This window comes from Nostoc sp. CALU 546, from assembly GCF_048836525.1.
The window spans coordinates 1-26,709 of sequence record NZ_JAWJTF010000124.1; the positions used below are offsets into that span (position 1 = coordinate 1).

At 40.7% G+C, this 26,709-nt stretch carries 24 protein-coding genes, 1 rRNA gene and 2 pseudogenes; 19 read left to right on the plus strand and 8 right to left on the minus strand.

Annotation, left to right across the window (positions count from 1 at the left end; translation table 11 throughout):
* Both RRG12_RS36910 and RRG12_RS36915 read right to left on the minus strand, forming a co-directional pair.
* Positions 1-182 (minus strand): 16S ribosomal RNA (locus tag RRG12_RS36910); the annotation flags it as partial.
* Positions 183-612: 430 nt separating this feature from the next.
* Positions 613-819, minus strand: coding sequence for a hypothetical protein (locus RRG12_RS36915; protein WP_069071895.1), 207 nt, complete (start codon positions 817-819; stop codon positions 613-615).
* Between the two features lie 553 nt (positions 820-1,372).
* Here RRG12_RS36915 and RRG12_RS36920 point away from each other — a divergent pair.
* The 7 genes from RRG12_RS36920 (at position 1,373) to RRG12_RS36950 (ending at position 9,529) form a co-directional block, all read left to right on the plus strand.
* Positions 1,373-2,359 carry a hypothetical protein gene (locus tag RRG12_RS36920; RefSeq protein WP_420762624.1) on the plus strand — a complete coding sequence of 329 codons (987 nt, stop codon included), beginning with the start codon at positions 1,373-1,375 and terminating at the stop codon, positions 2,357-2,359.
* Positions 2,344-3,279: an AAA family ATPase gene (locus RRG12_RS36925; protein WP_420762625.1), complete on the plus strand. Its 936-nt coding sequence runs from the start codon at positions 2,344-2,346 to the stop codon at positions 3,277-3,279. The genes RRG12_RS36920 and RRG12_RS36925 overlap by 16 nt, the downstream gene beginning before the upstream one ends.
* Positions 3,266-4,702: a hypothetical protein gene (locus tag RRG12_RS36930; RefSeq protein WP_420762626.1), complete on the plus strand. Its 1,437-nt coding sequence runs from the start codon at positions 3,266-3,268 to the stop codon at positions 4,700-4,702. Before RRG12_RS36925 ends, RRG12_RS36930 begins: the two co-directional genes overlap by 14 nt.
* Positions 4,699-6,816, plus strand: coding sequence for a CHASE2 domain-containing protein (locus tag RRG12_RS36935; RefSeq protein ID WP_420762627.1), 2,118 nt, complete (start codon positions 4,699-4,701; stop codon positions 6,814-6,816). The genes RRG12_RS36930 and RRG12_RS36935 overlap by 4 nt, the downstream gene beginning before the upstream one ends.
* A 181-nt stretch (positions 6,817-6,997) precedes the next feature.
* Entirely contained in the window at positions 6,998-7,822 is an 825-nt protein-coding gene (locus tag RRG12_RS36940; RefSeq protein ID WP_420762628.1) for an IS5 family transposase, read from the plus strand.
* Between the two features lie 432 nt (positions 7,823-8,254).
* On the plus strand, positions 8,255-8,443 hold the full coding sequence (locus RRG12_RS36945; protein WP_420762629.1) for a DUF3368 domain-containing protein: 189 nt from the start codon (positions 8,255-8,257) through the stop codon (positions 8,441-8,443).
* A gap of 42 nt (positions 8,444-8,485) precedes the next feature.
* Entirely contained in the window at positions 8,486-9,529 is a 1,044-nt protein-coding gene (locus tag RRG12_RS36950) for a caspase family protein (protein ID WP_420762630.1), read from the plus strand.
* 360 nt (positions 9,530-9,889) lie between these two features.
* Here RRG12_RS36950 and RRG12_RS36955 read toward each other — a convergent pair whose 3' ends face one another.
* Complete coding sequence (locus RRG12_RS36955) at positions 9,890-10,060, minus strand: hypothetical protein (protein WP_420762631.1); 171 nt, start codon at positions 10,058-10,060, stop codon at positions 9,890-9,892.
* 367 nt (positions 10,061-10,427) lie between these two features.
* Here RRG12_RS36955 and RRG12_RS36960 point away from each other — a divergent pair.
* The 8 genes and pseudogenes from RRG12_RS36960 to RRG12_RS36995 all read left to right on the plus strand — a co-directional run.
* A pseudogene (locus RRG12_RS36960) lies at positions 10,428-13,517 on the plus strand (IS1634 family transposase); the annotation flags it as partial.
* Between the two features lie 394 nt (positions 13,518-13,911).
* Entirely contained in the window at positions 13,912-14,157 is a 246-nt protein-coding gene (locus RRG12_RS36965; RefSeq protein ID WP_420762632.1) for a hypothetical protein, read from the plus strand.
* A complete protein-coding gene (locus tag RRG12_RS36970; RefSeq protein WP_420762633.1) occupies positions 14,144-14,560 on the plus strand; it encodes a putative toxin-antitoxin system toxin component, PIN family in 417 nt (138 codons plus the stop codon). The genes RRG12_RS36965 and RRG12_RS36970 overlap by 14 nt, the downstream gene beginning before the upstream one ends.
* A gap of 76 nt (positions 14,561-14,636) precedes the next feature.
* Entirely contained in the window at positions 14,637-15,272 is a 636-nt protein-coding gene (locus tag RRG12_RS36975) for an AAA family ATPase (RefSeq protein ID WP_420762634.1), read from the plus strand.
* A complete protein-coding gene (locus RRG12_RS36980) occupies positions 15,259-16,155 on the plus strand; it encodes a ParB/RepB/Spo0J family partition protein (RefSeq protein WP_420762635.1) in 897 nt (298 codons plus the stop codon). The genes RRG12_RS36975 and RRG12_RS36980 overlap by 14 nt, the downstream gene beginning before the upstream one ends.
* 4 nt (positions 16,156-16,159) lie before the next feature.
* The gene (locus tag RRG12_RS36985; RefSeq protein ID WP_420762636.1) at positions 16,160-16,504 is read left to right on the plus strand and encodes a DUF2281 domain-containing protein; all 345 of its coding nucleotides are present in this window, start codon (positions 16,160-16,162) and stop codon (positions 16,502-16,504) included.
* Positions 16,504-16,950 (plus strand): type II toxin-antitoxin system VapC family toxin, encoded by a 447-nt coding sequence (locus RRG12_RS36990; protein ID WP_420762637.1) that lies wholly within the window; start codon positions 16,504-16,506, stop codon positions 16,948-16,950. The genes RRG12_RS36985 and RRG12_RS36990 overlap by 1 nt, the downstream gene beginning before the upstream one ends.
* A 141-nt stretch (positions 16,951-17,091) precedes the next feature.
* The gene (locus RRG12_RS36995; protein WP_420762638.1) at positions 17,092-17,346 is read left to right on the plus strand and encodes a hypothetical protein; all 255 of its coding nucleotides are present in this window, start codon (positions 17,092-17,094) and stop codon (positions 17,344-17,346) included.
* Positions 17,347-17,415: 69 nt separating this feature from the next.
* On the opposite strand, the gene RRG12_RS37000 is transcribed toward RRG12_RS36995, so the two are convergent.
* Positions 17,416-17,760: a hypothetical protein gene (locus RRG12_RS37000; RefSeq protein ID WP_420762639.1), complete on the minus strand. Its 345-nt coding sequence runs from the start codon at positions 17,758-17,760 to the stop codon at positions 17,416-17,418.
* 195 nt (positions 17,761-17,955) lie between these two features.
* On the opposite strand from RRG12_RS37000, the gene RRG12_RS37005 reads away from it, so the two are divergent.
* Positions 17,956-18,660, plus strand: a complete 705-nt coding sequence (locus tag RRG12_RS37005) for a hypothetical protein (RefSeq protein ID WP_420762640.1) — start codon at positions 17,956-17,958, stop codon at positions 18,658-18,660.
* A 48-nt stretch (positions 18,661-18,708) separates the two neighbouring features.
* Here the strand turns inward: RRG12_RS37005 and RRG12_RS37010 are convergent, their stop codons facing one another.
* Positions 18,709-19,701: a tyrosine-type recombinase/integrase gene (locus tag RRG12_RS37010; RefSeq protein ID WP_420762641.1), complete on the minus strand. Its 993-nt coding sequence runs from the start codon at positions 19,699-19,701 to the stop codon at positions 18,709-18,711.
* A 525-nt stretch (positions 19,702-20,226) separates the two neighbouring features.
* Here RRG12_RS37010 and RRG12_RS37015 point away from each other — a divergent pair.
* From RRG12_RS37015 to RRG12_RS37025, 3 genes and pseudogenes are all read left to right on the plus strand, one after another.
* Positions 20,227-21,939, plus strand: coding sequence for a pentapeptide repeat-containing protein (locus RRG12_RS37015; protein WP_420762642.1), 1,713 nt, complete (start codon positions 20,227-20,229; stop codon positions 21,937-21,939).
* 102 nt (positions 21,940-22,041) lie between these two features.
* Positions 22,042-22,233, plus strand: a pseudogene (locus tag RRG12_RS37020) (integrase); the annotation flags it as partial.
* Positions 22,234-22,320: 87 nt separating this feature from the next.
* Entirely contained in the window at positions 22,321-22,620 is a 300-nt protein-coding gene (locus tag RRG12_RS37025; protein ID WP_420762643.1) for an HNH endonuclease, read from the plus strand.
* Positions 22,621-22,670: 50 nt separating this feature from the next.
* On the opposite strand, the gene RRG12_RS37030 is transcribed toward RRG12_RS37025, so the two are convergent.
* The 3 genes from RRG12_RS37030 to RRG12_RS37040 form a co-directional block, all read right to left on the minus strand.
* Positions 22,671-24,005, minus strand: coding sequence for a GIY-YIG nuclease family protein (locus tag RRG12_RS37030; RefSeq protein WP_420762644.1), 1,335 nt, complete (start codon positions 24,003-24,005; stop codon positions 22,671-22,673).
* Between the two features lie 284 nt (positions 24,006-24,289).
* The gene (locus RRG12_RS37035; RefSeq protein WP_420762645.1) at positions 24,290-26,110 is read right to left on the minus strand and encodes a caspase family protein; all 1,821 of its coding nucleotides are present in this window, start codon (positions 26,108-26,110) and stop codon (positions 24,290-24,292) included.
* A 320-nt stretch (positions 26,111-26,430) separates the two neighbouring features.
* On the minus strand, positions 26,431-26,709 hold a 279-nt coding region (locus tag RRG12_RS37040), incomplete at its 5' end, for a response regulator transcription factor (protein WP_420762646.1).

The window sequence follows — 26,709 nt, forward strand, 5'->3', positions numbered from 1 at the left end:
CCTTCACCCTTGCGGCACATCCGGTATTAGCCACCGTTTCCAGTGGTTGTCCCAGACCTGAAGGCAGATTCTCACGCGTTACTCACCCGTCCGCCACTAAATCCCGAAAGATTTCGTTCGACTTGCATGTGTTAAGCATACCGCCAGCGTTCATCCTGAGCCAGGATCAAACTCTCCGTTTTGTATTGGAAAGCTCTATAGCTCAATTAGCTGCTCTTTTAAAACTCCAGCTTAGTTCTCTTTATTTGCTTGACGCAGGCCACTTGTTGTATAATGGCTTTCAAACTATAATATTTTCAAGGTTCGGCGTCCTTCAGGCGTCGCTCTTTCGCGCTCGTCTCTCAGGTGCTTATCAAATATAGCGAGTGCAAATTTTTTTGTCAACTATTTTCCCATTTTTTTTTTGGGAAGTCTGTCGATGCAGATGTAATCCTTAAATTGCAAGGGTTTTACTCTATTAAGTATTTATGGAAATCTTCGGATAAAATTCTGGTTGTAACCAACTTTGGGTCTTGTCAGCTTTTGGTGATCAATAGTGGGCTGGTTTAGGCATCTATGCTGAGGGCAGAAGGAAGAAAGAAGAAAACTACAGAAAATCCTGCGTTTCTTGGGTTACAGAACCTCTACATCACAAGAAAAGTCTTCAAGTTGTATCTGAGTCTTTGTCACAACTTCTACGACGACAGGCAAAATCTTAAAACCCTTCAGCATAGCTGCCTTCTGCTTTAAAGCGCGTAACCTTTCATCATCACCAAAAGTTGCCAAGAACCTTAATCCTGGTTTGAAAATACTTTGATTGCAGGTTTGAGCGATTAGCATTGTAGGCGCTACATCTAGCTTTGCTGAAGCTACCGCAAGTTCGTAGACTCATGGAAATCGCTCACGATCTTCTACTTGAGCCAATACTTCATTGCTCTTGTAGAGCCAGTTTCAATTGCCGATTACACGAATGACTAAAATCGTGGAATGCTCCAAGACTGGGCTGCTTCTCACTGTATTTCGCCAAAGCTGGGCGAAAGAAATAAGTAAGAAATATTTACAGTATTAAATAAGAAAGTCTTGTCCCACAAGCATTAGGGATGGGTGCGACTGTGCAACACTTTTGCTTGTTGTGCTTCTGTATTGTTTAAAAAAGGTAAATTTTTGCACAGCTTCGGATTTCATCACTTCACCAAGTTAATAAACAAAAATATCTTTATACTAAGTCTGTTAACTGGTAAATTTCTAAAAGAATAAAATGTATAAGTCGTATATTATAGCGTCACAATGATGTTTTAGCTATTTCAGCTATTGAAACAGAATGTAATTAACTGAATTTCACCTCGCTAATCTGGAGTATTGAGACAACATTTTTGGCTCAAAAAGTAACTGGATGTCCACTGAGCAGCACCTACACTACAAACGCCAGGCATTACAAGAACCGTATGACCTAGTAGCCAAGAAGCTAATACGGTTACGTTGTGATTATGCGATCGCAGCAGATACTCTCATTCGCTTCCAATTAGAAAAGCAAATTCAACAAACTGAAGCTGAACTAAATGAATTGGATCAGCAGCTTGGTGATCTGGAACGAGCTTTATCTAGTGGAAGAGTGTATCGTGCTTTGTTGAAATTGGGCTATCGAGAGCAGACGCGAGCATTTCGGAGATTTATTGAGACTCATTCAGTAGCAGCTTTTCTAATCCACGGTTCACTGTACTATGGTCAGCGCTGGTTGTTAAATCGTTTAGTAGTACAAAATGTCCCCAATATCATGACGGGAAAGGTTGTGCGAATTGAACTCAGTCGCATTGCTCGGAGGAGTGACAGTGCTGCTTTGTGGCGTGAACTTGGTGGTAGAGTTGGTCTAGGTAGGCAAAGCTCAATTCCTGAAATTGCCGAACGAGTTTATCAATGGTGGCGAACTCAGAATGTTCTGTTAATTTTATATGATGTCGATTGTCTTTCGGAAACTCTTTTAGACGAGCTGATCCGAGATTTCTGGTTATTATTAGCGACTAAAGTTAATACGGATAGCCCGCAAGCGAGTCAATTCAAATTATTAATGTTCCTGGTAGATTATGATGGCTGCGTAGGTAGTTGGAATATTCCTTTTGTAGAACGGCTCGACCCTACTTGGAAGCCAGATAACCCTGTGAAACTGCCTGAGATTAACCAATTTTCTGACGATGAACTGACTAACTGGCTAGAGTATGCAGCAGACGAATTGCCGATTAAACTGATAGATCAGTTAGATGAAACAGTACAAATAATACTGAAAAACAGTGATAATGGCATTCCAGAAACCGCATTGGGCGAAATTTGTCAACTGTCTGGCTGTAATTGGTATGATGAAGAGGAAAAATGGTTAAGGCTGTAGGCGGAAAAGTCTTGGAATATACAGGTAAAGTGCAGCCCCAACTAGGAGAAAGGGGGGCGAATGGACATCTGTTATATCCGTATTTGCCTAATCCTGAACTGGTAGAAGCAGTCAACTTAGCGATTTACTTGGAACGTCCCTTACTGCTTAAAGGTGAACCGGGATGCGGTAAGACTCAACTTGCAAGTGCAGTTGCCTACGAGCTAGGTTTGAACTTGGAAGCTTGGTATGTCAAATCCACTAGTCGGGCAAGGGATGGGTTGTATAACTATGATGCCGTTGGACGATTGCGGGATGCCCAGCTAGCTGTTTCCAGTCGCTTGACAGCAGAACAAATTCAGCGAATTGATGACCCAACTACCTATGTACGCTGGGGGCCTCTGGGAAGATCATTTCAGCAAGAAAACCGTGCTGTTGTACTGATTGACGAAATTGATAAAGCTGATATTGACTTTCCCAACGACCTGCTGCTGGAATTAGATGAGCGGCGGTTTATTATTGAGGAAACAGGTCAGAAAATTGAGGCTAAGGCAGCACCAATTGTTTTAATTACTAGCAATGATGAGAAAGATTTACCGGATGCCTTTTTGCGAAGGTGCTTGTTTCACTATGTTGAATTCCCTAATCGTGAGCGGTTGATACAGATTGTTAACGGTCTGTTTCCTGATTCACCTCAAGCTTTGGTAGATAAAGCCATAGTTCGCTTCTTACTACTGCGGGAAGAAATGCGAAAAGATAAAGGGGAGGCTGGCAAGAAAGTCAGCACCAGTGAATTAATTGACTGGTTTCGCGTCCTGCGTCGATATCGTCAAGATGAGGCTTTGGCAAAACTGGATGGCAAGATACCTTATGCTGGCGTGTTGCTAAAAAGTTGGGATGACCATATACGCTATCTGAGACAGAGCCGTGGAAGTAAATGATTTGCCTCTACTGGAACTTTTTACTAAGCTGCGTGAAGCTGGCTTACCACTAGGTATTGATGAGTATCAGTTAGTTTTACAAGCTATACAAGCTGGTTTTGGGATTAATGACCAAGCTGCTTTGAAGCGTCTGTGTCAGACTTTGTGGATCAAATCTACAGAGGAAATGCAGTTATTTGAGTATCATTTTGAGCAAGTGATGAGCAGTGAGGCTGTTTTGGCAACCTCGCCAACATCGACTATGACAAATCGGCAGCATCAGCTTTCTCAAATAACTCGCTATGTAGCTTTAGCAGGAGCTTGCATTATAGGAGCCGGGATTGTTTGGGGGATAACAAGCAGATATCAAAATCAGACTACCAAAGATTCAGCAATTCCATCTCAGGCGCCCGGATTAATTAATCCAACTCCAACTCCAGGAACTAATCCTAGCGCGACTACAGCACCGCAGACGAATCAAATCCAGAACGAGAGTAATTGGAAAACGATTGCCCCATTTATAAGTCTAGCTTTTAAAGTAGTTGGAGTAGGGTTAGCTTCCGGATCTGTCTTAACTACTATATATACAATTATTAGATGGCTGACTGAGCGACTATCTAAACAAACAGCCAATGATGATAGCTCCCTTCTCCAAGCAACTACAGACTCAAATATTTCTTCAAGTTTGACTCAAGTAATTGAAGATGAAGTGCAAGTCGCTCAAGCAGTTTTGCAAGCAACCAGCAGGAACGACCAAAATTCTTACAATCAGTTTATTCTTTCTTTCGACTACCTACCTGTAACTCAACGGCAGATGAAGCAGATGTGGCGGTACTTGCGCCGGATGATCCGGGAAGGTGTGCCAACTGAATTGGATGTGGAAGCAACAATCAAACAAATTGGATACCAAGGCACTTTTTTAGAACCTGTAATCGTACCGCGTCGGGTAAACCGAACTGAATTGCTGTTACTTATTGACCAAGATGGGTCAATGATACCATTTCATTCTCTATCACAACGCTTGGTAGAAACTGCTCTTCGGGGAGGACGCTTAGGAAGATCCAATATCTATTACTTTCATAACTGTCCAGTAGAATATCTTTACCAAGACCCTAATCATCAACAAGCTGAACTGATTGAAAATGTTTTAGTCCAATTGCGTCAAGAACGAACTGTTGTACTCATCTTTAGTGATGCAGGTGCGGCTCGTGGTGGTTTTAATCCAGAACGTATTGATTTAACTGGGGCATTTGTGAAAAAACTCAAGCAATATGTTCGCTATATTGCATGGCTGAATCCAATGCCGCAATCGCGTTGGCTTGGTACTACATCTGGAGAAATTGCCCATCTAATCCCGATGTATGAAGTCAACCGCCGAGGTATGCAAGACGCAATTGATGTCTTGCGCGGACGCTCTCCGAACTTTCAGGAGCGGATAAAATGAGTAAAATCAGACCTGAAGTTGCTAACCGACGCATCGAGTCTTTTAAAAAACGTTTTGGAAAAGCCCACTTGTATTTGGCTTATCATGCGGCTTTTCCCTTAGCGCTCACACCCGATTTGTTATATCGTTTGTGGGCTAACTTCCAGTACGATATTCATGGTCAAGTGCTAAGTATCCCTTGGGTAAGTGTAGCGGATATACTGCTTTCTAGCCTATGTGATGAAGTTGGGCATGAACTCTACGAGATGGATTTAGCAATACGAAAGGAACTGCTAAAATCCTTGAAGGAAGACCCAGATTTTGGTAAACAGCGACTTGATGAACTTGCTAACTTTCTACTCGATTACATCCACCCACAACTTCGTAACGATGATCCTGATATTAAAGACCTTGCCCAAGCTCAACGATGGACTGCATTAGCTTATGTACTTCCTAGTGAAGCAGTTCGCGAACTAGCATTGACTTTATCAAAATTGGATCAAAATCAATATCAAGCAGAAATATTACGATTAGCCTCATTTGTAGAAACAGTTGCCGAACCACTAGCAGATTTTGAAGCATTATTAATATACACTCGTGGAATAGGGAGCTTTATTCGTGGTGATTTAGAAAGCGCAAAAACTCAGTTTACAAGAGTTAATATTTATCAAAATCAAATCCAGGTAGCTGGAATAAATTTACTCATTCCTGAAGAAATTATCAAAGTAACAGCGCATTCTATAAATGACGTTAGACGTTCGGAAAAACAAAAAGCTCCGACTTCAATTATTAAAACATTTAGTAGCCAAGCAGTAAGTAGACAAAAGTTAATTAACAATAGCGAAACTTCATCTAGTAGATTTAACTTTAGCAGAGTAATTTTTGTAAGTTTGCTTATAACAGGTTTTGTTGCAGGGATTAGATGGTTGGGAATACTGGAAAATATAGAAATTTCAGCCTATGACCAGATGATGCGATCGCGCCCTGCGGAAGGACTTGATCCCCGACTGTTGATAATCACAATTGACGATGACGATCTGGCGACTCAAAGACAAAATGGTGAGTCTTTCATCGGAGCTTCTATTTCCGAAAAATCTCTCAATAAACTCTTAGCGAAACTGAATCAATACCAACCCCGCGCGATCGGCTTGGATATCTACCGAGATTTTCCGGCCAAAGAGCCAGATTTAATTACTCGTCTCCAGCAAACTCAGAACTTGATTGGCGTATGCAAGGGAAGTGATAGCACGGGAAATATCAAAGGTATTAAGGGACTTCCAGAAATCCCTACGACAAATTTGGGATTCAGTGACTTTATTCATGATCGTGATGGAGTTATCCGTCGGCATCTTCTGTTCATGAACCAAGAGGCGACATCGTTGTGTCCTGCTCCCTTTGCATTCAGTCTACAACTGGCCTCCCTCTATCTGCGCCCTTCAGGAATTGAACCAAAGTTCACACCTGAAGGGAATTTGCAGCTAGGTAAAACTATTTTTGAGAACCTGAAATCTCGGACTGGCGGCTATCAAAATATTGATGCCAATGGCGGTCAAATCTTACTCAATTATCGTTCCCCAAAACAAATAGCCGAACAAGTAAAGCTAACCCAATTTTTATCTAGTCCAATTAACCCCAGTGCTATCAAAGACAAAATTGTTTTGATTGGTGTAGTGGCAAAGGGGGATTCTCCAGACACCTGGCCTACACCCTATGGCGTTCCTTTAGATGAGCAAATGCCAGGAGTGATATTACAAGCACAGATGGTCAGCCAAATCCTCAGTGCAGTGCAGGATGGGCGGCCGTTGCTGGGGGTTTGGTCATGGTGGGCGGAAGTGGCCTGGATTTGGGGCTGGTCTTTGATCGGGGGAGTCCTCGCTTGGCGTAGGCTTTCGTTACCCTGGTTGGCGTTGGCAATCGGTGTTACTTCTAGCGTTTTGTATGTAGTTTGCTTTGGTCTGTTAATTTCGGGTGCTTGGGTGCCTTTTGTACCGTCGGCTTTATCGCTCGTAGCTATGGGGGGTTTGATGTCAATTTATAATAATTCAAAAACAAAAGTGCGGGTGGAAAATGTGGAACAGGGAATGGGGAGTGGGGAAAAAGCAAGGGAGCAGGGAGCAGGGGAGAAGTTGCGTTAAGTTTTTCCCCTCTGCCCCTTGTGCCCAATCTAAAATCTAAAATCGGGGGTAAATGAGCAATCGAACAGAAAGTTACGCTAAGGCTGTAACCCTTACTGGATAAGCATTATAGAACTCTTGCAAAAGTGTTTTGTGGTACAATAAAAGATTTGGCAATTTGCGATTAGGACTTTGAGGAGCAGTGAAAATAGAGAAAGCTAAACACCTGAGTGCGAAAAAATTTAAGCGCATGACTGGAGTAAGCCGTCAAACCTTTGAGTTAATGGTTGAGGTAGTTAAAGCTAATGAAAAAAAGAAAAAAAAGCCGGGTCGTCGTCCTAAACTAATTATTGAAGACCAAGTTTTAATGGTTATTCAATATTGGAGGGAATACCGCACCTATTATCATATTGGGTTAGACTTTGGGCTTTCGGAATCTGCGGTTTGTCGTATAGTTTTTAAAATTGAAAATATTTTAATTAAGTCAAAAAAGTTTAGTTTACCGGGTAAAAAACAATTATGGAAAATGTCCTCTGAAGAAAATGTAGTTGTAATGGATGTCACGGAAAGTCCAATTGAAAGACCTCATACCGGACAAAAAAGATTTTTTAGCGGTAAGCAAGGAGAACATACTTTAAAAACGCAGGTAGTTATCCACCAAAACACTAGTCAAGTCATCTGTTTAGCGCATGGTTTGGGGAGAATCCATGATTTTAGGCTATTTAAAAATAGCGGGATAAAATTTGGAGAATTACTCAAGGTCATCGCGGATAAAGGCTATCAAGGAATTAATAAAATTCATCAATTGAGTAAAACCCCAATTAAAAAACCAAAAGGAAAGAAGTTGACGAAAGAACAGAAAAAATATAATCGAGAACTCAATCGATTAAGAATTACTGTTGAACACGTAAATCGTCGTCTAAAGATATTTAAAATTTTGTCTGATAGATATCGAAACCGTCACCGACGTTTTGGCTTAAGGTCTAATTTAATTGCGGGAATTTATAATCACGAATTAGCCATATAAATCTAATAAAAAAATCGAATTAATCAAATAATTTCAGTATTAATCAATAACTGAAACGATTTTTGCTGCCATCTTCTTAACTAGCGATTACCAGATAGTACTTGCTAGAAGAAAATGCTAAACTCTTACTATTTTAATGTACCAAAACTGAAAATAAAATGACCCTTGATTATACCACAAAATATTTATGCAAGAGTTCTTATGCAAACCGATATTTTTCACAATTCTGGATGTACCAATTAAGCTATAGGTTATTTAGTACAGCTTTTTTGTACGGCACAGTAAGGATTTGAGGTTTTTAAATTTCAGAGCCTTCAATTGGTACAGGTTTATAAGAGCGATCGCTTGGGTTCAAAACGGCTAATCAATTCCTTAGCGTAAGTTTCTGTTCGGCTGCTTATTTCACCCCAAATCCTATGAGGTCAGGTTTCTATGAATTCAAAATTATTAGGGATTCTCTTGGTAGCTAAACATAGAGGTTTAATTCCTACTGTCAAACCAGTGATAGATGATTTAATGACTGAAGCGGGTTTTCAAGCCAGTCTTCAGCATACTGAGATTTGGAATGCAGCAGGAGAATATTATTACCATAAAAACTTCATGTTTACACACTACTCATAAATCTATAAATTAAAAAAGGCGAGCGCATTCCTCATCCACCGTATGACAAACCAAACTTTTACCAACGGTTATGCATTACTCATTGGCGTAGGTGCTGATTTACCAGTCACAGTCAAAGATGCAACGGCTATACGAGATATACTGATTGATAGCGATCGCGCCGCCTATTCACCAGAAAATGTCACACTTCTTACCGAAACCTCTGCAACTCGGCAAAATATCCTCGCAGCTTTTGACCAAATTATCGCCCAGGTCAATCAAAATCCTGATGCAACTGTGATTATTTACTACTCTGGTCACGGTGGACGCATCCAGCGCACCAATGAATACTTCCTTGTACCGTTCGGTTATGACCCCAGTCAACGCGCAGACACAGCTATCTCAGGTGTAGAATTTACCCAAAAAATTGAAGCAATTACAGCGCGTAAACTCGTAGTTTTATTAGATTGCTGTCATGCAAGTGGTGTTCCAGCTTTGAAGGAGCCAGGGGAAACATTTGTTAAATCACCCTTACCGCCGGAACTGTTAAATGTGCTAGGAGCGGGAAGCGGTCGAGTTGTGGTTGCTTCCTCACGAGAAGACGAATATTCTTACACGGGTCAACCCTACAGTGCTTTCACAGATTGCTTGTTGGAAGCTTTGCAAGGTAAAGCGGCGGTGAATAAAGATGGATATGCACGTATTCTTGATATTCTAGTTTACTTGTTTGACCAAGTACCCAAAAGAGCATCAGGGCCGCAGCACCCGTTTGTAAATAAAGTGTTGGATTTGGGCGATAACTTTCCCCTTTGTTATTACGCTGGTGGAAGTAAATTTTTATCTGGTGAAGCAGCAACTATTGAAACTAGTCCAGTTTCTACTAGCTTAACTCCTGGACAACGACGGCGATCGCAGCAGAAACTAGACGCACTCCAAGCAGAATGGGATATCCGCAGCCAGAAAGTAAAGCGGATGCGGGCAGATTTTGCGATTGAGGCTGGAACCGCAGTTAAGTTTCAATTAGAACAGCAGCTTCTTGATGAAGAGGCAAAACTGGCGCATCTTGGTAATGAACTAGAGAAAATTGAGTCTGCATTGCACCCTTAATCTGTAACTCTGTAAGTTTGTTACTCCGAAACTTCCAGATTAAATGAGCTTCGTAGTTCTTCTTCAGTAGTACCCTCAAGCAGATCAGGTATTGAGCCGAGATACAAGTAAGTGCGATTCGTTCTGGAGAAACCCAGTTTCCTGGGGGGATTCCAGGCTTTAGTAGAGTAACCCTTCTGGGCTGAGTCCGCACTTTAATCCTCTACTGATGACAACTTGATATCTATGTAAGTGAGGCGACAACTGAGAAACCAATTCTTACTGCCCTGGTGCGGGGTTAAAAGCACATAAACTACCAATGATGGTAGCCCCTACGGAGAAGACTGACTATCTCTCTTCGTAAAGCGGGGATGAAAGCGGTTAATGGTGGTAATTGCTGAAAGCACCAACTGCAAGCAAGAATCTATGAGGAGAGTAAACGAAATGTCGTTGAGCCATCGTCAAATCTCGCCAAGGAATATAAGCTTGTGTCTCGGACACACCTTGGGTTGGAAATAACCGACAAGGGTAAGGACTGTCAGTATCTTGCAACCGAGACAGCGTACCTCCTAAACCCCCGGTGGATAGACATCCTCTAAAGATTCAAAACAATGGATATCAGGAACGAAATAACCCAAATTATAGTTCCTACAACGGTCGATAAGTAGGTAGGCAGTCAAGCTAATAGCTTTATTTGGGAGGGATGGGTTAAGAACCCACCTTCCGCACCCTAACTGTCACAGATCAACAAAAAGCTGACATAGTAGTACATAAGAACTAATATAGATTCAAAATTCTAGAGACTTAATGAGAATAAGTAGTATTAAGTCTCTTGATTTGGAGAGAAGAGGAAGTTTTGTGACGAAGATATTAAAAAGGAAACACTTCATAGTGAAAAAAATTAATTGATAACAAAAAGATGAATGAGAGAATTGCAACAGAAGTCGTGGAGAATACTGTTGTGATTTTGAATACTCAGGACATTGAAATTCAGAACATAGACCATTTAGGGATAGTAGCAGGAATCATAGATTCTATAGGATTAGTAGAAACAATCAATGAATTAATAGGTGAAGAGAAAGGAGAAAAAGTCAGCCCAGGTCATGTCGTTAAAGCCATGATATTGAATGGGTTAGGATTTGTATCAAAACCTTTGTATATGTTTCCCCAATACTTTGAAAAAATAGCCTGTGAGCATTTAATAGGAGCAGGAGTAAAACCAGAATATCTCAACGACGATAAACTGGGGAGAGTCATGGATAAGCTTTTTATAAAAGGACTGGATACAATATTTTTTACCATTGCCTTAAAAGCTGCCAAAAAATTTGGTATATCTCTGTCATCATCACATTTAGATTCATCATCAATGCACGTACATGGACAGTATAACACCAGCTTACCAGAAGTAATATTTGAGAATCAAAAAGTAGGAAACAACCAAGAATTAGAAGAATTAGCAGTAAAATCACCAAAAGAAATTACCATCACCTACGGTTATTCCCGCGACCACAGACCAGATTTAAAACAATTCATCATAGAACTAATATGTTCAGGGGATGGAGACATACCAATATTTTTAAAATTAGCATCAGGAAACCAAGCCGACTCATCATGTTTTGGTAAAATAGCAGTTGAGTACCAGAAACAAATAGAAGTAAATAGTCTCATAGTTGCAGACTGCGCCTTATATACAGAATCAAATCTAAAATTGATGTCAGAATTACGCTGGCTATGTCGAGTGCCATTAAGTATAAAATCAGCACAAACATTAATATCAACACTACCAGAATCGGAATTTATTGATAGTAGCTTGCCAGGATACAAATTTGCGACAAAAACAGTAAATTATGCCGGAATAGAACAAAGATGGTTAGTAGTGCAGAGTCAAGATAGAAGAGAATCAGACCTGCGTAAACTCTCACAAAAAATTATCAAGGCAGAGTTCAAAGCTGTTCAGGAGTTAAAAAAGTTTTCCCGAGATAAATTTGCTTGTGAAGCTGATGCAATAAAAGCATTATCAAAACTATCAAAACAATTTAAATATCACCAAATTGCGGAGAGGAAAGTTACGGAAATTATCTCTCACAAAAAAGATAATCAAGCAGAAATATCTTACCAAATTTCAGCTACAGTATCTCAGAATGAAAGTAAAATTAATACAGAAATTCTGAGTGCAGGGCGTTTTATTATTGCCACAAATATTTTAGAGTCAAAGCAGCTAGGTGACAATTCAATGCTGAGTGAATATAAAGCCCAGCAGTGCTGTGAGAGGGGATTTGCTTTTCTTAAAGACCCATTATTTTTTGCCGATAGCATTTTCCTCAAAAGCCCTGAAAGAATAGAGTCTTTAGGAATGATTATGGGTTTATGTTTGCTGGTCTATACATTGGCGCAACGTCAAGTAAGAGCCGCTTTGTCTGAATCGAAATCAATGATTAAAAATCAGTTAGGTAAAGCAACTGACCGCCCCACTTTACGTTGGATATTTCAACGCTTTCAGGGTATTCATTTTGGTATTAAATCATTATCCCCAGCAGCGCGTTTTGACTTGGCAAAGGGTCTATTCATTAACGGTAAATCCAAACCTACACGTAGGATATGGATACCAAAACCAGGGAAAACCGAATTGAGACCGCTTTCGATACCCACTATTTTTGACCGTGCCCTGCAAGCGGTAGTAAAAGCTACCCTTGAACCAGAATGGGAAGCTCGTTTTGAGCCATCAGCTTACGGTTTTCGACCCGGAAGGTCATGCCATGATGCTATCAAACACATCAAAAACTGCATTGTATCGAAAGCTAAATATGTCTTAGATGCAGATATATCGCAGTGTTTTGACCGCATAAATCAGGAAACATTACTTCTGAAATTAAACATGAACGGTTCAGTCAGGCAACAAATCAAAGCTTGGCTAAAATCGGGGGTGATAGATTCAGGAATCTTTATAGCCACAACGGCTGGAACACCACAAGGCGGTGTACTTTCGCCATTATTATCATCCATCGCCTTACATGGATTAGAAAGCCTGATAAACCAAGAATTCCCTGTTAATTCAGCCGGGAAAATTCGAGGGGCTAAAAGCAAATTTGGCTGCAAAATATCTCAAGTCACCTGTATTAGGTATGCGGACGATTTTGTAGTCTTAAATGAATCCTTAGCGGTCATCAAGAGATGTGAGGAAATAATTAAAGATTGGCTCAAAGGTATTGGCTTAGAATTGAAACCAGAAAAGACCCGGATAGCACATACACTATATCCAAACTTAAGTGAAGATGGTCAACCAGGATTTGATTTTCTGGGGCATCATATTCAGCAAATAAAAGTGGGGAAATACCGAGACAATAAAAATAGTCAAGGTACTCGTCTTGGTTTCATCACCCTCATTACCCCTTCAAAGAAGGCAATTGAAACTCATAAACAAGATATGAAAAGCATCATCACAAAACACAGGTCTCGTTCCCAAGCGGAACTAATTAAAGACCTTAACCCTGTTATCAGGGGATGGGCTTCATATTTTAGAGTCTCAGATGCCGGGACTACTGGGGATTTTGCCCGGTTAGATAGAATAACCTATCTTCGGCTTAGAAGATGGGCTAAAAGACAAACTGGGAGCATTAATTTAGGTCATCAAAAATACTGGCACACCATAGGTGAGAACAATTGGGTATTCACCACCAGGTCAGAAAGTAATCCTTTACGATTACTAACACATATCGAATTTCACTCTAGTGTGAACGATTATGTCAAGGTTCGTGGTGATAAAAGTCCTTTTGATGGTGACTTAATTTATTGGAGTTTAAGACTAAGCAAACACCCTGAGATGCCTAGCACTAAAGCGAAGCTTCTTAAATTACAAAATGGTAAATGTGTTTGGTGTAGTTTACATTTTCAAGAAGGCGATTTATTGGAAATTGACCATATTAAACCCCTGAGTTGTGGAGGTAAGAAGGAATGGCAAAATCTCCAATTATTACATCGTCATTGCCACGATGATAAAACTGCCAATGATGGCAGCTTGAAGTCCCATATTGACAAATGGAAACACATTGAGTAGCCGTGTGCTGGGAAACTGGCAAGCACGGTTTCGGACGGGAGGGGTGGAACAGTAATGTTCCCCTCGACCCTCTCAAAGCAGCAAGATGGTCTGAAAAGCCTTGCTATATATAAGTTTGAGCTTTTTTGAAGCGAAAGTAGGATTTTGCCTGAAGATACTTGCAGTCTGAGGGTCAATAATTGCTTTTCGCCTACCACAGGGAATTATAAATACTCTGTGGTAGGAGGCTAATGCTTTGAGCTATAATCCCTTACCTGTAAGATGACTGTTCAGCTACAACCTGATGGAGTAACTCAGAGCCGAGGAAGTAACATGATTAAAGATGAGAAATTATGGAAGCGAACAGACCATGATTACTAAAGAAGAAATTACCATCAAAGTGCCGTCTGAAGTAGCAGAGGCATACCGCAATGCCACGGAAGAAGAACGCTCACAAATTGAAGCCCGGATCGCAGTGTTACTAAAGTCTTCAATGACTTGCAGGCACGAAGCCATTGCCAAGCTCAGGCAGACAATGGATGAAATTGGCAGACGAGCCGCAGAAAGGGGTTTAACGCCGGAGATTTTGGAGTCAATCTTGAATGACGACGAATGAAAGACGGTTTGTGTGTGATGTTAATGTCATCATTAGCGCGGTGTTGTTACCAGGGAGCAAACCAGATCGCGCACTCACAAAAGCTCAAGATTTAGGTGAATTGTTGGTGTCCGAGTCCATTTGGCTAGAGCTAGAACAGGTATTCGCTCGACCCAAATTTAATCGGTACACCACGCCAGAAGAACGAAACGATTTCCTGGTGGATTTGTCCGAAACTGTACAGTTCATCAAGGTGACTGAACAGATTAATGAATGTCGAGATCCAAAAGATAACAAATATCTAGAATTAGCAGTCAGTGGAAAAGCAGAATGTATTGTGACTGGAGATGATGATCTGCTAGTGCTAAACCCCTGGAGAGGCATTGAGATTCTGACTGTTCAAGAATTTTTAGCAAAGAACTAGCGAAAATAGCAGCGATGAGCAGCATAATTAATGGCAGTAAGCTCAAAGCAAAGCTTAAAAATATTAGGCAGAATCAATGTTAATTGGTATTTTAAATAGAAAAGGTGGGTGTGGAAAATCGACAACAGCAGTTCATCTTGCTCACTGGTTAGCGCAGAGAAAGCATAGTGTGATGGTTATTGACTCAGATGGACAAACAAGTTCCAGTCAGTGGCTAACAAAACTTAACTTACCATCTTTAGTTATCAATGATCCTGATGATCTCTTTGACCAAATTGCGCTGTATTCAGGACAGTATGAAGCAGTTATAGTAGATTCTCCAGCCGTGCTTGGTGAAACTGCTAAAGCCGTATTGCTGAGTGTTGATTTGGCCTTAGTACCTGTGCAGCCATCAAATCTCGATCTACTAGCAACTAAAGATATTGTCCGTCTGGTCAACCAAGCTCAGAAAATCCGCAAAGGCCCTCCAAAAGCTGCGATGTTTTTAAGTCGGGCTTCCAAGGGAACTGTATTATTGAGGGAAGCCCAAGAGGTCTTATCCCAAACCGAAGGGCTGACTTTGCTGAAGCAAGTGATTTATCAGCGACAGGTTATTGCTGATGCACCAGGACAATCTGCTACCGTTTTTAATATGTCTGGTGATGCGGCATCTCTTGCTGCAAGAGATTATGAGCAGCTTTTTGAAGAGGCTTTGATTTATGGCAAGGCGTAATAGCTTGAAAGATGATTGGAAATTTGATGCTGACTTGTCCAATGTTCATGAAATATCTATCGATTCAATTACTCTTCCATCAAACCAACCTCGCCGCTATTTTGATCCTCAAAAGCTTCAACAATTGAAGGAGTCAATTTGCACACATGGAATTTTAGAACCGTTATTAGTTCGTCCTTTAGAAAAAATTGGTCAGTATGAATTAGTCGCAGGAGAGCGACGTTATCGGGCTGCAAAAGAAGCTGGTTTGCCTTTAGTTCCTGTAACTGTAAGAGAACTAACTGATGCTGAGGCAGTTCAGCTTGCACTTGTTGAGAACCTACAACGTGAGGATTTGAATCCTGTAGAGGAAACAGAAGGAATTCTTCAGCTATTAAGTCTCAAACTTCAAATTGATGTGGCAGAGGTTACTTCTCTTCTTTACCGGATGCGGAATGAAGTGGTTGGCAATACTAATCAAAACGTTTTGATTAGTTCTGAAGCCCAGAAAATTCAAGCTGTATTTTCCGAGCTAGGCTCTATTTCCTGGGAGTCTTTCGTAACGACAAGGATAACCTTACTCAATTTACCAAGTGAAATTCTTGAAGCTCTGCGAATGGGCAAAATTGCTTATACTAAAGCGCAAGCAATTGCTCGGTTAAAGAATGAGGGCAAGAGAAAAGCATTACTGGAGTCAGCGATAACTCAAAATTTATCTCTTGCTCAAATCAGGGACCGGCTCAAAGCTGCTCTTCCTCCCAAGGAAGAACCCCAATCGCTAAAGCAGAAGATGCAAGAGATCACCCATCGTTTTCAAAAAGCCAAAGCCTGGGATGACCCAAAAAAACAGAAAAGATTAGAAAAGTTGTTGATGCAAATGGAAACCATACTAACCGAGGATTGATTATATGACTATCAAAAAAATCTTACTCCAAGAAATCGAATCCTCTCCAGAGTCACTCCTAGAAGAAACTCTTGATTTTCTACGTTTTTTGAAGACTAAGCAAACAGCAGTAAAAAAAGATACGCATCCTCCGCACATTAATTCAGAAACAGCAAGTTCCGATACCATACATCAACCAGAAGAAAGCCTGACAGAAAATTCTCAACTCCCCTACCGTCCGGCTTCCGGTCGTTCTATCCTCAGACACGCAGGCACTTGGGCAGGTGATGACTTCGATGAGTGTCTTCAGTCTGTTTACGCAACTCGTGGTAAAGCCAAGTTCGATTATGATTTAAATCCTTTTGAGTAATGTACTTATTAGATACTAATCACTGTAGTGCTATCATTCTTGGCGAACCAAACGTCATTCGTCGAATAGCTGAGGTTGGAGAATTAAACATTGCCACCTGTGTAATTGTGCAGGGAGAACTTACATACATGATGGAAAATTCTGCTCAGAGGGAAACTAATCTGGCTCGTTTGACAGAATTTCTTGAAGATATCCGCATCTACAGTGTGAAAGAGGACACGGCTAATATTTACGGTCAACTCAAAGCAGCCTTGATGAAACAATTTGGCCCTAAAGAGAAAAGCAAGCGTAGAAAAACTCAGGTGACAGACTTGGGTTTTGATGAAAATGACCTTTGGATTGCTGCTGTAGCTCTACAACACCACGGTCTTACTGTTGTGTCAGCCGACAGCGACTTTCAGAGGATTCAGCAAGTAAAGGCATTGTCCGTTGAATCTTGGTTGTGAGACTGTCAGCATTCTGAACAATTCCCATGAAAAACTTTGATTCCTCTGAATGTTTCTTTCAAAAAAGTATTTAAATTATTTGTGCATTTACAAAGATGAAATTTTTCCTTGGTGTGATTGAGTATAAATCTATTGAATACTATGTCTAAAGCTGTTGATGTCGCGCAAGTTTTTAGCACATTTGCCAATCTTACGAAGGAACTTGAACCATTTATAAAAACTGATGACTTGAAAATAGCATTTGATAGTCAAGGCAATCCTTATCTTATCGGCGATGACTTTCAAGAGCCAATCCATGCCAATTTCATGTTGTGGCGTGAAGTTAGGAACGAAATTAGAATCTTGATTGCAAAACATCGTTCTCAGTATAAATCTGATGAAAAAACCAACTCTTAAATTCATTTGTAGAATTAAAAAAACCTTCTTTTATTAGCTGAAGCAAAACCTCAGTTAAATCAACCATAGTCAAGAATTAATGATTGCTAAAAGTTCTTCTTTTCTTTTTTCTAATTCCGAGATTTTTCGGTTCAAACTTCGGATTTCTGTATTGATTTTTGATAATTCAGCTTTGCACTTTTGAGTTTTTAAATAATCCGACCCATATTTTTCAATGACAAAATCTTCTACCTCATTCCTTAAGAGTTTAAAGCAGGGATTTCCATATAAAGTATTGTGCCGATATTGCAATTTTCCTGATTTGATAGCCTCAAGAATTTCTGCTAGATCAAGGTTAAATTCTTTTTGGGCTGTTTTATCGCTCAGAGTAGCTCCCTTTTGCCCCCAAGGGGAATTGTCTTCTTCATGATTCATATAGGACTTAGTTTAAAGAAAATTGAACGAGATGCTCCCATGACAACAGGTACTAAGTGTATTAAAACATCTATGTAGCACAACGGTATCCTAGCATTCCGTTTAAGAGATAAATCCATGCAAACAGTATGTATCAGCCTTGTCCCTTTGTTGCTAAATTGAGCGTATGTCTGCTCAACCTCAAGGAGCAAAACCATGCCATTTGACATCAATCAACTCAATAATCTCGACTACGACGAAGCTGAACCCCTTCTTGCCGACTACATAGATGGTGTAGTCGAGCAGTTCGCCAAGTCTTCTGAAGGAGAAGCTTATGCCCAAGAACACCCTGAGTTCGGTGGATGGATTGCCACTTTCACAGAAATGTCCTACATCTACGAAGGATTCACCCTGCCCAAGATGACTAAGGCAGACACACAAATCGTTATGGAACATATTCTTCCGCGCAAGCTCACGCTGATGCACAGAGAGGAAGCAGAGGATGCCATTTCAGAACTGGTCGCCTTTTGGAACTTCTTGAAGCGGGAGTATAACTTTCGTAGTGCCGGGGCAATCGCAACCTACCTTGCCAAAATCGAAGGCAAGTTCACAGACTGGATGTTTGATCCAGCGAAAGGGGGTATGGCAAAAAGTTTTATTACGAGTGGGATGCAAGCCGGGTTTGACATGACGAGCGAAGAAGGGATAGCAGCCTTTCAAAAAGCTTATAACCAGCAAATCCTAAGAGAAGAACCAAACAACTCTTTTCTTCAGCAATTAGGCAGTCTGTTCACCGGCTCAGAAAGAGAAGCACAGGAAACTGTGTCTAGCTCCAAATCCTCTAAAGAAAAACCGAAGACCAACACAAAAGGATTTGAATCACAGAATTTAGGCAAGAAATCTAAGGGCAAGAAAAGGTAATTAATCTGAAGTTAACACCATACTTTCAACCTCATCTTTAGGTCTTTTCTAGATAAGTTCTGATATTGAGTCACTCATCTGCTTTTGCAAACGCTGACGGTTATCGTCGTACTTCAAAACCGTCTGCACTTGGGCGTGTCTGCTGAAACGCTGGGTAGCGCGGTAGTTGCCATTATTCAGATCCAATACTGTGGTAATCGCACTGTGGCGGACACGATGCGGTGACATCTTCTTAGTAATTCCGGCTTGTTTACATAGCCCATCCACCAGTCGCCTGATTGCCTCCCCGGTTAATCTTGCTCCATTCTTGTGGTATGCCAGCACCGTGAAAAGCGGTTCATTGCCCCGTTTCTTCTTACCTGCTTTTATCCAACTGGCAATTGCGTCGGTGGTTCTGTCCGATAGGTCAAGAATCTCTTTCTGGCTACCCTTGCCTTTACCCAGGATTGCAAGAGTTTTTTCCTTGGCGTTAAAATCACTCACATTTAAGTTGACTATCTCATTTCGACGCAAGCCATTATCCCAAAGTAACCGCATAATGGCATAATCGCGCTTGCCCTTAAGGGTACTGCGGTCAACCAACGCTATAACTAAAGCATAGTCCTCGGCTGGAATGCCCATTGTATCCCGGTAAGTTTCGACCCTTTCGCCTTTGACATCATCCAGGGAGAAATTGCACACTCCCAGCCGTCGCCCCATCTCAACCATTGACTTGATAGCACTAAGGCGACGATTCACCGTAGCTTCAGCCAGTTTTTTCTTAATGAGGTGTGCCTTGTACTTGAGAACCACCGCGACAGCATGACGTTGTTCCAGGTGAAGAAACTCTAGAACCAAATCCCGGCTGGGTTCTTTCTTGGCAACGAACAAGAAAAAATCTTTCAAGTCTTTCTGGTATTCGCGCTTGGTGTTCTCACTGCGTTTATCCCCAATTAACTGCTGAATCACATCGGGGTCATTCTCTAGAGAAAAATCTTCTCCGATCGCTAACGCCAAGGAGTTTTCTAGAACACTAAGATTTTCCGGGTGGATCGGTGTCATTGGTTAGTCAGCAGCACAGGGGCAGAGTCAGTTTAATGCTATTTCAACATCTTAGTTGAAGAGGTGTGTTTTTTGCTTCCAGTGGTGCGAAAACCTCTATTGTCGCACTATCTCCCAACAAGGGGGGAGTGGGGGATGGGCGAGTTATTGTCAGCTAATTGACAATTAAGGAGGGCGATGAAGAGAAATTAAATTAGATGACAGTGTAAGCGCTGACGATTTGACTAAGTAATAATGCTGTATGAATCTGGAAATTGCGGTTTTGCCCTAAGCGAAATCAGGAGAGTCCCGATCGCTCTTTGTGGGGCTTTGATATCACAATTGATATCAAAAGGAAATTCACCGGAATGTCGATAGTCATAAGCAATAGCAGCTTGTATTCCAGTGGGGTCAAAGTTTTGCGGTAGTGAGCATTGACTGCTACTTTGGGCTTGATTCCGGGCAATATTTATATGTAGGGTTGCACAAAAACTACTGAGTGCTAACTCAGTAGTATCGATTACACAACTGTTGACGATAAATTTGATGAATATCTCTAGCTCAGAAATGGATTTAGCATCTTTAGCTGCACGGATAGAACAGTTGGAAGCGGAGCAAAATCTGCGAAGGAAAAATATTGTCTGGCTAAAAAACTATTTTGATGCCTTGAAACAGGAGTTCCAAGACAGACCTGAGTTACAGCAGATTCAATGTATGGAAGAGGCGATCTTGCAGTTAACTGCACAAGTTGCTGAATTGCAACAGCACTTCAATCATTCATCTAGTTTGAGTAACAGTTTGGATAATTTAAATAATAATGATGTTACGGGAGCAACGACTGAGAAAGTAAATATTGATGATGACGAAATAGTAAAAAAGTTTTTTGAAAGGGTTGAGCAGCAAAAAGAAACACCAGTATTGACAGAGACAGCTACTATTATCGAAAATGCAAGCCTTGCGGAAACAGAGCAAGATAATCTAATTAATATAGCTGAAGAACAGGCTCAAAATGGCATAGCTTTTAATGAGCAAGACTTCAAGATTGAGAGAATGATGTGGCTAGCCAATAGAATTTATGCAGCCGAGGAGTCAGTCCAGGAAATACCTATTGATGCTGAAGAATTTTTCAGGTTGTATGATGCTCAAGAACGTGATTTTACTGGGAGAAACCTGAGCAAAATAAATTTTAATAAGCAAGGTTTTGGCAGATTGAATTTTAGTAAAGCAAATCTGACTGAATCAAATCTTAGTGAGGCAAATTTATCTAGTACAAAGTTGAGTGAAGCCAACTTAGATGGTGCATACCTTCAGAAAATAAAACTGTACTCTGTAAACCTAGAAAAAGCAACACTCAGAAAAGCTAATCTCACTGGAGCTTATATTTATGATATCACCCTTAGCGGAGCTAACTTAAGCGGAGCAAACTTAACTGGGGCTAACTTGAGAAAAGCAAAGCTGAATGGAGCTGACTTGAGTAATGCTAATTTGAGTAATACTAATCTTTTGGAAGCAAATTTGGAAGGAGCAAACCTAACTGGAGCTAATCTAAAACAAGCAATTTACAATCAAAAGACTGTCTTTCCTACAGATTTTATTCCTGAAGAAAATGCCTATTTTATAGCTCCGGGTTCATCACTAAAAAATGCTAATTTAGCTGGCGCTGACTTAAAAGAAGTTAATCTAACTGGAGCAAACTTAAAAGGGGCAAACATCAACTCAGCAAGCCTAGAAGGTGCAGATTTAAGTGAAGCTAACTTAAGTGGTGCAAATTTAACTAGGGCAAATCTTTGCAACACAAAACTAATTCAAGCGGATATGAGTGGAGCAGAATTAAGTGAGATAAAGCTGTCTTACGCTAACTTAACTGCTGCCAAACTCAATACAGCCAACCTGATGCAAGCAGACTTAAATTGCACTAACTTAACAGCCGCAGAATTGTGCCATGCAAACTTGAAAAACGCAAAATTTAATGCTTCAAATTTTAGCGGTGCTAACCTTAGTGGGGTAAATTTGGTTGGTCTAAGTATTAACGCTAACTTCAGTGGAGCAAACTTGAGTAAAGCAAATCTCTGTGGGGCATCTCTCTCTGGATTGAACCTGATAGGAGCAAACCTAACTGGAGCAGACTTGCGTGGGTCAAATTTGAGTTATGCCAAGCTAGAAAAAGCCAATCTAAAAGACGCAAACCTAAGTGGAGCTATTTTGGAAAATGCAAAGCTCACTGGTGCGATCATGCCAGATGGCACAACTCACGATTAGCTTTATAGTATACCTAATATTTAATTCTGAAGTGATCCCAGAGGTGGACGACTCGCACGCATATCTTAGAACGATTCAAAACAGTCACTATGTCTGTCATCTATGTCACCGCACAGGGTTAGGCATTCGGCAATTACGGCGGCGCTCGATGCGACAGATGGAAATATTAGAAAGGTGCAGAAATTGAGCCGTCATGCTGACCCGCGAACGCTGATGATTTATGACGACAACCGGAATAAAGACCTGTGGGAGATGTCGGAATTGTTGACGGGTATGTTGAATAATGCGGAGTGATAAAAATTAATCAATTGACTAATTATAGTAGATTACTCTTATTCAAGAAATGGTAATTAAATCTTTACGCATTTTGAAAATCAGGAAATGCCAAGAAAACCCTCCGAACGTTATCCTCTAAATTGGTCAGATATCGCTCTCGATATCAAACAATCTGTGAATTGGCGCTGTTCTAAATGTGGGTTGCAATGTATTCGCCCTGATGATGATACCTCCAAACTTGAGCGTTCCCTTAGAATGGCGTTAACGCTGACAGTGCATCACAGAAATTTTCTACCAGAGGATAATCGTCGGGAGAACTTATGTGCGTTATGCACAGCTTGTCACCTCAGTTTTCATACGCGCCGCAGGGGGAATGTATCGCCGGGGCAATTGTCTTTATTTTGAGATGTGTTGCCAATTTTTGGGTTTGGGTAGCAATCACCCCAAATATTGATTTAACTATCTTTGGTTTGCAATAGTGAGCCTAATGAATTGCGCTGTAACCATGCACATAGTTTTATATTTGGGTTATCATCTGGCTTGGACTGGTACTCCCCAGTTTCAAGTTCTTCACGGAGCTTGCCTGTACAATTTGACTTTAAGTCCTTGAATAGATATTCAAACATAGCCAGTGGCAGCAGTACACTCTCAACTTCTACATCGTCCTCACTAAATATAATAGTTTCAAATCTAAATTTATAACCAGCCCATCTTATAGTAGGTAGTCTATCTACAGCATCCTTTAAGTTTTCTATTACACGCTGATATTGTAGGTCGGGGTTTTTTCGTCCGTGCATTATCCACCAGTAAACATTGTGCCTGACAAAATATTTTCCATTTGTGTTACTACAGACTTCTACTTCTACACCATCTACATACAAGAACTGACGAGTCATTATTCTCGCTTCACCTTCAGGCATTGGCTCTAATTCCTCCCATGCTTCTACTTCAATGACATTTTTAGCTTTCCCCTGTTCTAGCTGAGATTTATCAACCAGTTTTATAGGAATAGGGTCATCTTCTAGAGCATCTAAATATGAAAGATTATTCTTCAGTTCATCTGATGTATTTTCTAAAAATATTTCTAGCTGTTCAGAGCTAAAAGCCATAAATTCTACATCAGCAATAGTTCTAGCAATAGAATTATTCATAAAGTGGACTAGACCATCAAATGGAGATAGGTCTATTCTTATATTGTTATATTGAGTTGACCAATAACCGAATTTACCTGAAATTTTAGGTTCTGTGTGATACTCTTTCCACTTCAAAGTGCTGGCTTTTTTGCTGATAGTTTTTAATATACTTCGTATGCTACCTGATAGACCACGCTTGCCATATACGGGGTACACCAAGTAAATTGTTGGTGGTTCTTCGTCAGCTATTGGGTCAAACCCAAATATCATAGTATTTAACTTTGCGAGTTGTTGAAGACTCTGCTGTAGTGCTATCTCTGATGGAGTTATTTTTCTTATTGGCGACACCACTTTCGTCCAATTTAGCGGCGGCTTGTATAACTCTATCAACTGATTTTCGAGATGTGAGAGTGTGGTTATATCATTAGCACAAGTCAGCCAACTAATACTGATAAGGTCTTTGCGATTAAACCTCTTTAGCTGGTTAAATCTATGGTGTTCTCTCCAACGCTCAAACAAGTTGATTGTTCTGCCAATATATAGAACCTGACCTTTACTATTAGAAACGAAATAGATAGCTGCACAATTAGGTAGATGACTTTTTTCTAATAAATAAACTGAGGGTAGTTCAGATAATGCAAGGTTTTCTAATAACATCTTATGTATTTAAACACAAAGCAGCTATTGAAATATCATGCCCTAGTTTTCTTCTAAAATAGCGATATCACCAGATCCGTACAAAAAAATCACAGCAAAAGCCGTCGTCAAGCAAGATGAAGAGCGTCCCTAGTTAAACAGGTTGATCAATGGAGTCGAAAGAAACTAAGAAACTACTAAAGCCAAGGAAAGCAGAAACCGAAAAGGCGATCGCTCATAACTACTGACAACAATCCCACAGATGTTGTACCAATTGATCACCGCCAAGAGCTACCGTCTCTAAATCATGGCCAAGTTATACCGTAATCACTACAGTTATTGTCATTCAAAACCTTTTTCACATTACCTTCGCTTACTGCTCCCTGTTCAAATAACGCTTTATATCTTTGTTTATTTTCAATACACAAGAGTCTTGCTGCGTCAAATTGGCGTTTTCTTTCTGCGGCAGCTTCAGCATCAGCTTGGCGTTTTCTTTCTGCGGCAGCTTCAGCAGCAGCTTGGCGTTTTCTTTCTGCGGCAGCTTCAGCAGCAGCTTGGCGTTGTTTTTCTGCGGCAGCTTCAGCAGCAGCTTGGCGTTGTCTTATTTCCCGTAGAGCCGCCTCAGATTCGGCTCGGATTTGATCTTGGCGTTGTCTGTATGCCCGCAGAGTAGCTTCAGCTTCCGTTGGGAGAGCAGTTGAAGTAGGCTGATTCCTTGGTTCGTTGACATTATTCCCTGGAAGAACTCTGCTCGGAGTATCTTCATTTGGGGGTTTTGTGGCTGTGACGGCTTTAGGAGTGGATGGCTCAGATGAACTAGAGGATGTTTTTGGTATATCTTCGTTGAGCTTTGTGTAGAAATAGGGAGTTAAAGCATAAATTCCATAAATTATACCTGTCAATCCTAAAATGGTGGCAAAAAGTACAACAGCCATAGAACGCAATTTTTTAGCTGTGTTAGAAGAATAATTTTCTGGAGGTGTAATTTCAGGTTTTAGAGGAGTTGTGGACTTACTATCTGCGCTCGCTTCGTTAATTAATGAAGAGGATTTTACTAGAGGCACAACACGCGCAAAAATCGGCTCGACATCTCTATCTTTGAGTCCCAAAGCTTCTTGAAAAGCTTTCAACTCTTTTTGAGTATCTTGATTTAAAGGATATTGCTTATTAATTTCCTCAAATAATACCTGCTCGTATCGCTGCAATCTTTTTTGGTATTCTTGATAAGGTTCGAGAACTTCAGCTTCAATAATTGTCGCTTCTTCAGATGACAATCTTAAACTCTGCCTTTTCAAATCTAAGGTATTGCGTCCAATAGCAGAAATTACACCACGACTGGCAAAACGCTCAACTTCTTGCCGATATCTCAACTTGGGATCGCCGATGGGTGCTTTAGCTAGCCGAATTTTGAAGCCTTCCTTAACGGCATAGATTTCTGGTTGCATGGCGGGGGCTGCTTCTTTAACTTTCTTTTTGGCATACTCATGCAACTCATCTATGGAAATCACACCATCATTATCTTGATCTGCTGCTCCTGTTTCAATACCTTCGACGACATAACGAGTATAAATTGAGAGACTGTCTCCCTCTTGTTGGAAAGAATATTGTGTAGAAGTAGAAGAGGTGAGAACAACTCGCCCTTCACCTCCCAGTTGAGTATAAATATCTACAGAGCCGTCATCCTTAGCTGATAAACCCTCTGCAAATGCGCCACTAAAACAACAGTCGAGAATTACGACTTGTCTCTTACTGCGGCTATCGCTCATAACATTATGTATAAAATTAGCCGGAACTGCTGTCGCTTTGACAAGCCGCCCCTGGGGATTTTTGCGAGTGAGACTAGTTGCTAAGTAAAGTTTACCCGTTTCATCTTTAATACCGTGACCAGAAAAGTAAAGCAATATGAGGTCTTCTTTTCGGCGATCACTAAACAATCCCTCAATGGCTTCCTGCATTTTTTGCGGATCGGGATTCTCCAGCTTTTGGATATCTGCTGCTGCAAATCCACCCATTTCTGGATGCTGCAAAACTTTAGCGATCGCTTGTACGTCTTTGACTGAAACTGGTAATGGATTCAAGCCAAGTCCATACTCACTGACTCCTATTAGCAGTGCTACCTTCGCCATGTAACTATAACTCCCTCCCAGTTTTGAGATGTCTTAGACGGCTGCGTGGAACTTTCGAGCTTGTTCAATAGTGGCGGTGAATACCAATTCAAAATACCATACGGGTTCGGGAGCAAGAGTACAAAATTGAAAAAGCCAGATATAATCAGGGTCTGAGTGTATGTATCTGTCTCATTCTTTGTTCAAATTGGGATAACGCCTGCTGAATACTAGCTTTGACATCATACCCGCTATGCGAATTTCTCTGGAATTTATTAATTAGAGAAAAGTTAACTACCACCACTCCCCGACTAAATCCTTTCGCTCTCCTCACCAATACATCATTCATTCACAATCAAGTTATAGTCGATATAACCAAGCATCGCCCCTCTTTTTATAGCCTCATAACGGTTCTTGACGTGCCATTTACTGTACAAATCGCTGGCATAATTTTTGACTGTACTAACAGAGAGAAACATTTCTTTGGCAATCTGTTCAAAAATCAAACCCTGAGCCAGTAAACGCAGCACTTGTATTTGTCGCTCAGTGGGAGGTAAAAGCAAGTTTTTGTAAACGAAGATGGGGACGCTATATATGTTATGATAAAGGCTTTCTAAAAG

Excerpts from the sequence above, each read along its gene's own strand:
- RRG12_RS36915 (WP_069071895.1), bottom strand. The coding sequence starts at position 819 with ATGCTAATCGCTCAAACCTGCAATCAAAGTATTTTCAAACCAGGATTA.
- RRG12_RS36920 (WP_420762624.1), top strand. The coding sequence starts at position 1,373 with ATGTCCACTGAGCAGCACCTACACTACAAACGCCAGGCATTACAAGAA.
- RRG12_RS36925 (WP_420762625.1), top strand. The coding sequence starts at position 2,344 with ATGGTTAAGGCTGTAGGCGGAAAAGTCTTGGAATATACAGGTAAAGTG.
- RRG12_RS36935 (WP_420762627.1), top strand. The coding sequence starts at position 4,699 with ATGAGTAAAATCAGACCTGAAGTTGCTAACCGACGCATCGAGTCTTTT.
- RRG12_RS36945 (WP_420762629.1), top strand. The coding sequence starts at position 8,255 with ATGAATTCAAAATTATTAGGGATTCTCTTGGTAGCTAAACATAGAGGT.
- RRG12_RS36950 (WP_420762630.1), top strand. The coding sequence starts at position 8,486 with ATGACAAACCAAACTTTTACCAACGGTTATGCATTACTCATTGGCGTA.
- RRG12_RS36965 (WP_420762632.1), top strand. The coding sequence starts at position 13,912 with ATGATTACTAAAGAAGAAATTACCATCAAAGTGCCGTCTGAAGTAGCA.
- RRG12_RS36970 (WP_420762633.1), top strand. The coding sequence starts at position 14,144 with ATGACGACGAATGAAAGACGGTTTGTGTGTGATGTTAATGTCATCATT.
- RRG12_RS36975 (WP_420762634.1), top strand. The coding sequence starts at position 14,637 with ATGTTAATTGGTATTTTAAATAGAAAAGGTGGGTGTGGAAAATCGACA.
- RRG12_RS36980 (WP_420762635.1), top strand. The coding sequence starts at position 15,259 with ATGGCAAGGCGTAATAGCTTGAAAGATGATTGGAAATTTGATGCTGAC.
- RRG12_RS36985 (WP_420762636.1), top strand. The coding sequence starts at position 16,160 with ATGACTATCAAAAAAATCTTACTCCAAGAAATCGAATCCTCTCCAGAG.
- RRG12_RS36990 (WP_420762637.1), top strand. The coding sequence starts at position 16,504 with ATGTACTTATTAGATACTAATCACTGTAGTGCTATCATTCTTGGCGAA.
- RRG12_RS36995 (WP_420762638.1), top strand. The coding sequence starts at position 17,092 with ATGTCTAAAGCTGTTGATGTCGCGCAAGTTTTTAGCACATTTGCCAAT.
- RRG12_RS37000 (WP_420762639.1), bottom strand. The coding sequence starts at position 17,760 with ATGAATCATGAAGAAGACAATTCCCCTTGGGGGCAAAAGGGAGCTACT.
- RRG12_RS37005 (WP_420762640.1), top strand. The coding sequence starts at position 17,956 with ATGCCATTTGACATCAATCAACTCAATAATCTCGACTACGACGAAGCT.
- RRG12_RS37010 (WP_420762641.1), bottom strand. The coding sequence starts at position 19,701 with ATGACACCGATCCACCCGGAAAATCTTAGTGTTCTAGAAAACTCCTTG.
- RRG12_RS37015 (WP_420762642.1), top strand. The coding sequence starts at position 20,227 with ATGAATATCTCTAGCTCAGAAATGGATTTAGCATCTTTAGCTGCACGG.
- RRG12_RS37025 (WP_420762643.1), top strand. The coding sequence starts at position 22,321 with ATGCCAAGAAAACCCTCCGAACGTTATCCTCTAAATTGGTCAGATATC.
- RRG12_RS37030 (WP_420762644.1), bottom strand. The coding sequence starts at position 24,005 with ATGTTATTAGAAAACCTTGCATTATCTGAACTACCCTCAGTTTATTTA.
- RRG12_RS37035 (WP_420762645.1), bottom strand. The coding sequence starts at position 26,110 with ATGGCGAAGGTAGCACTGCTAATAGGAGTCAGTGAGTATGGACTTGGC.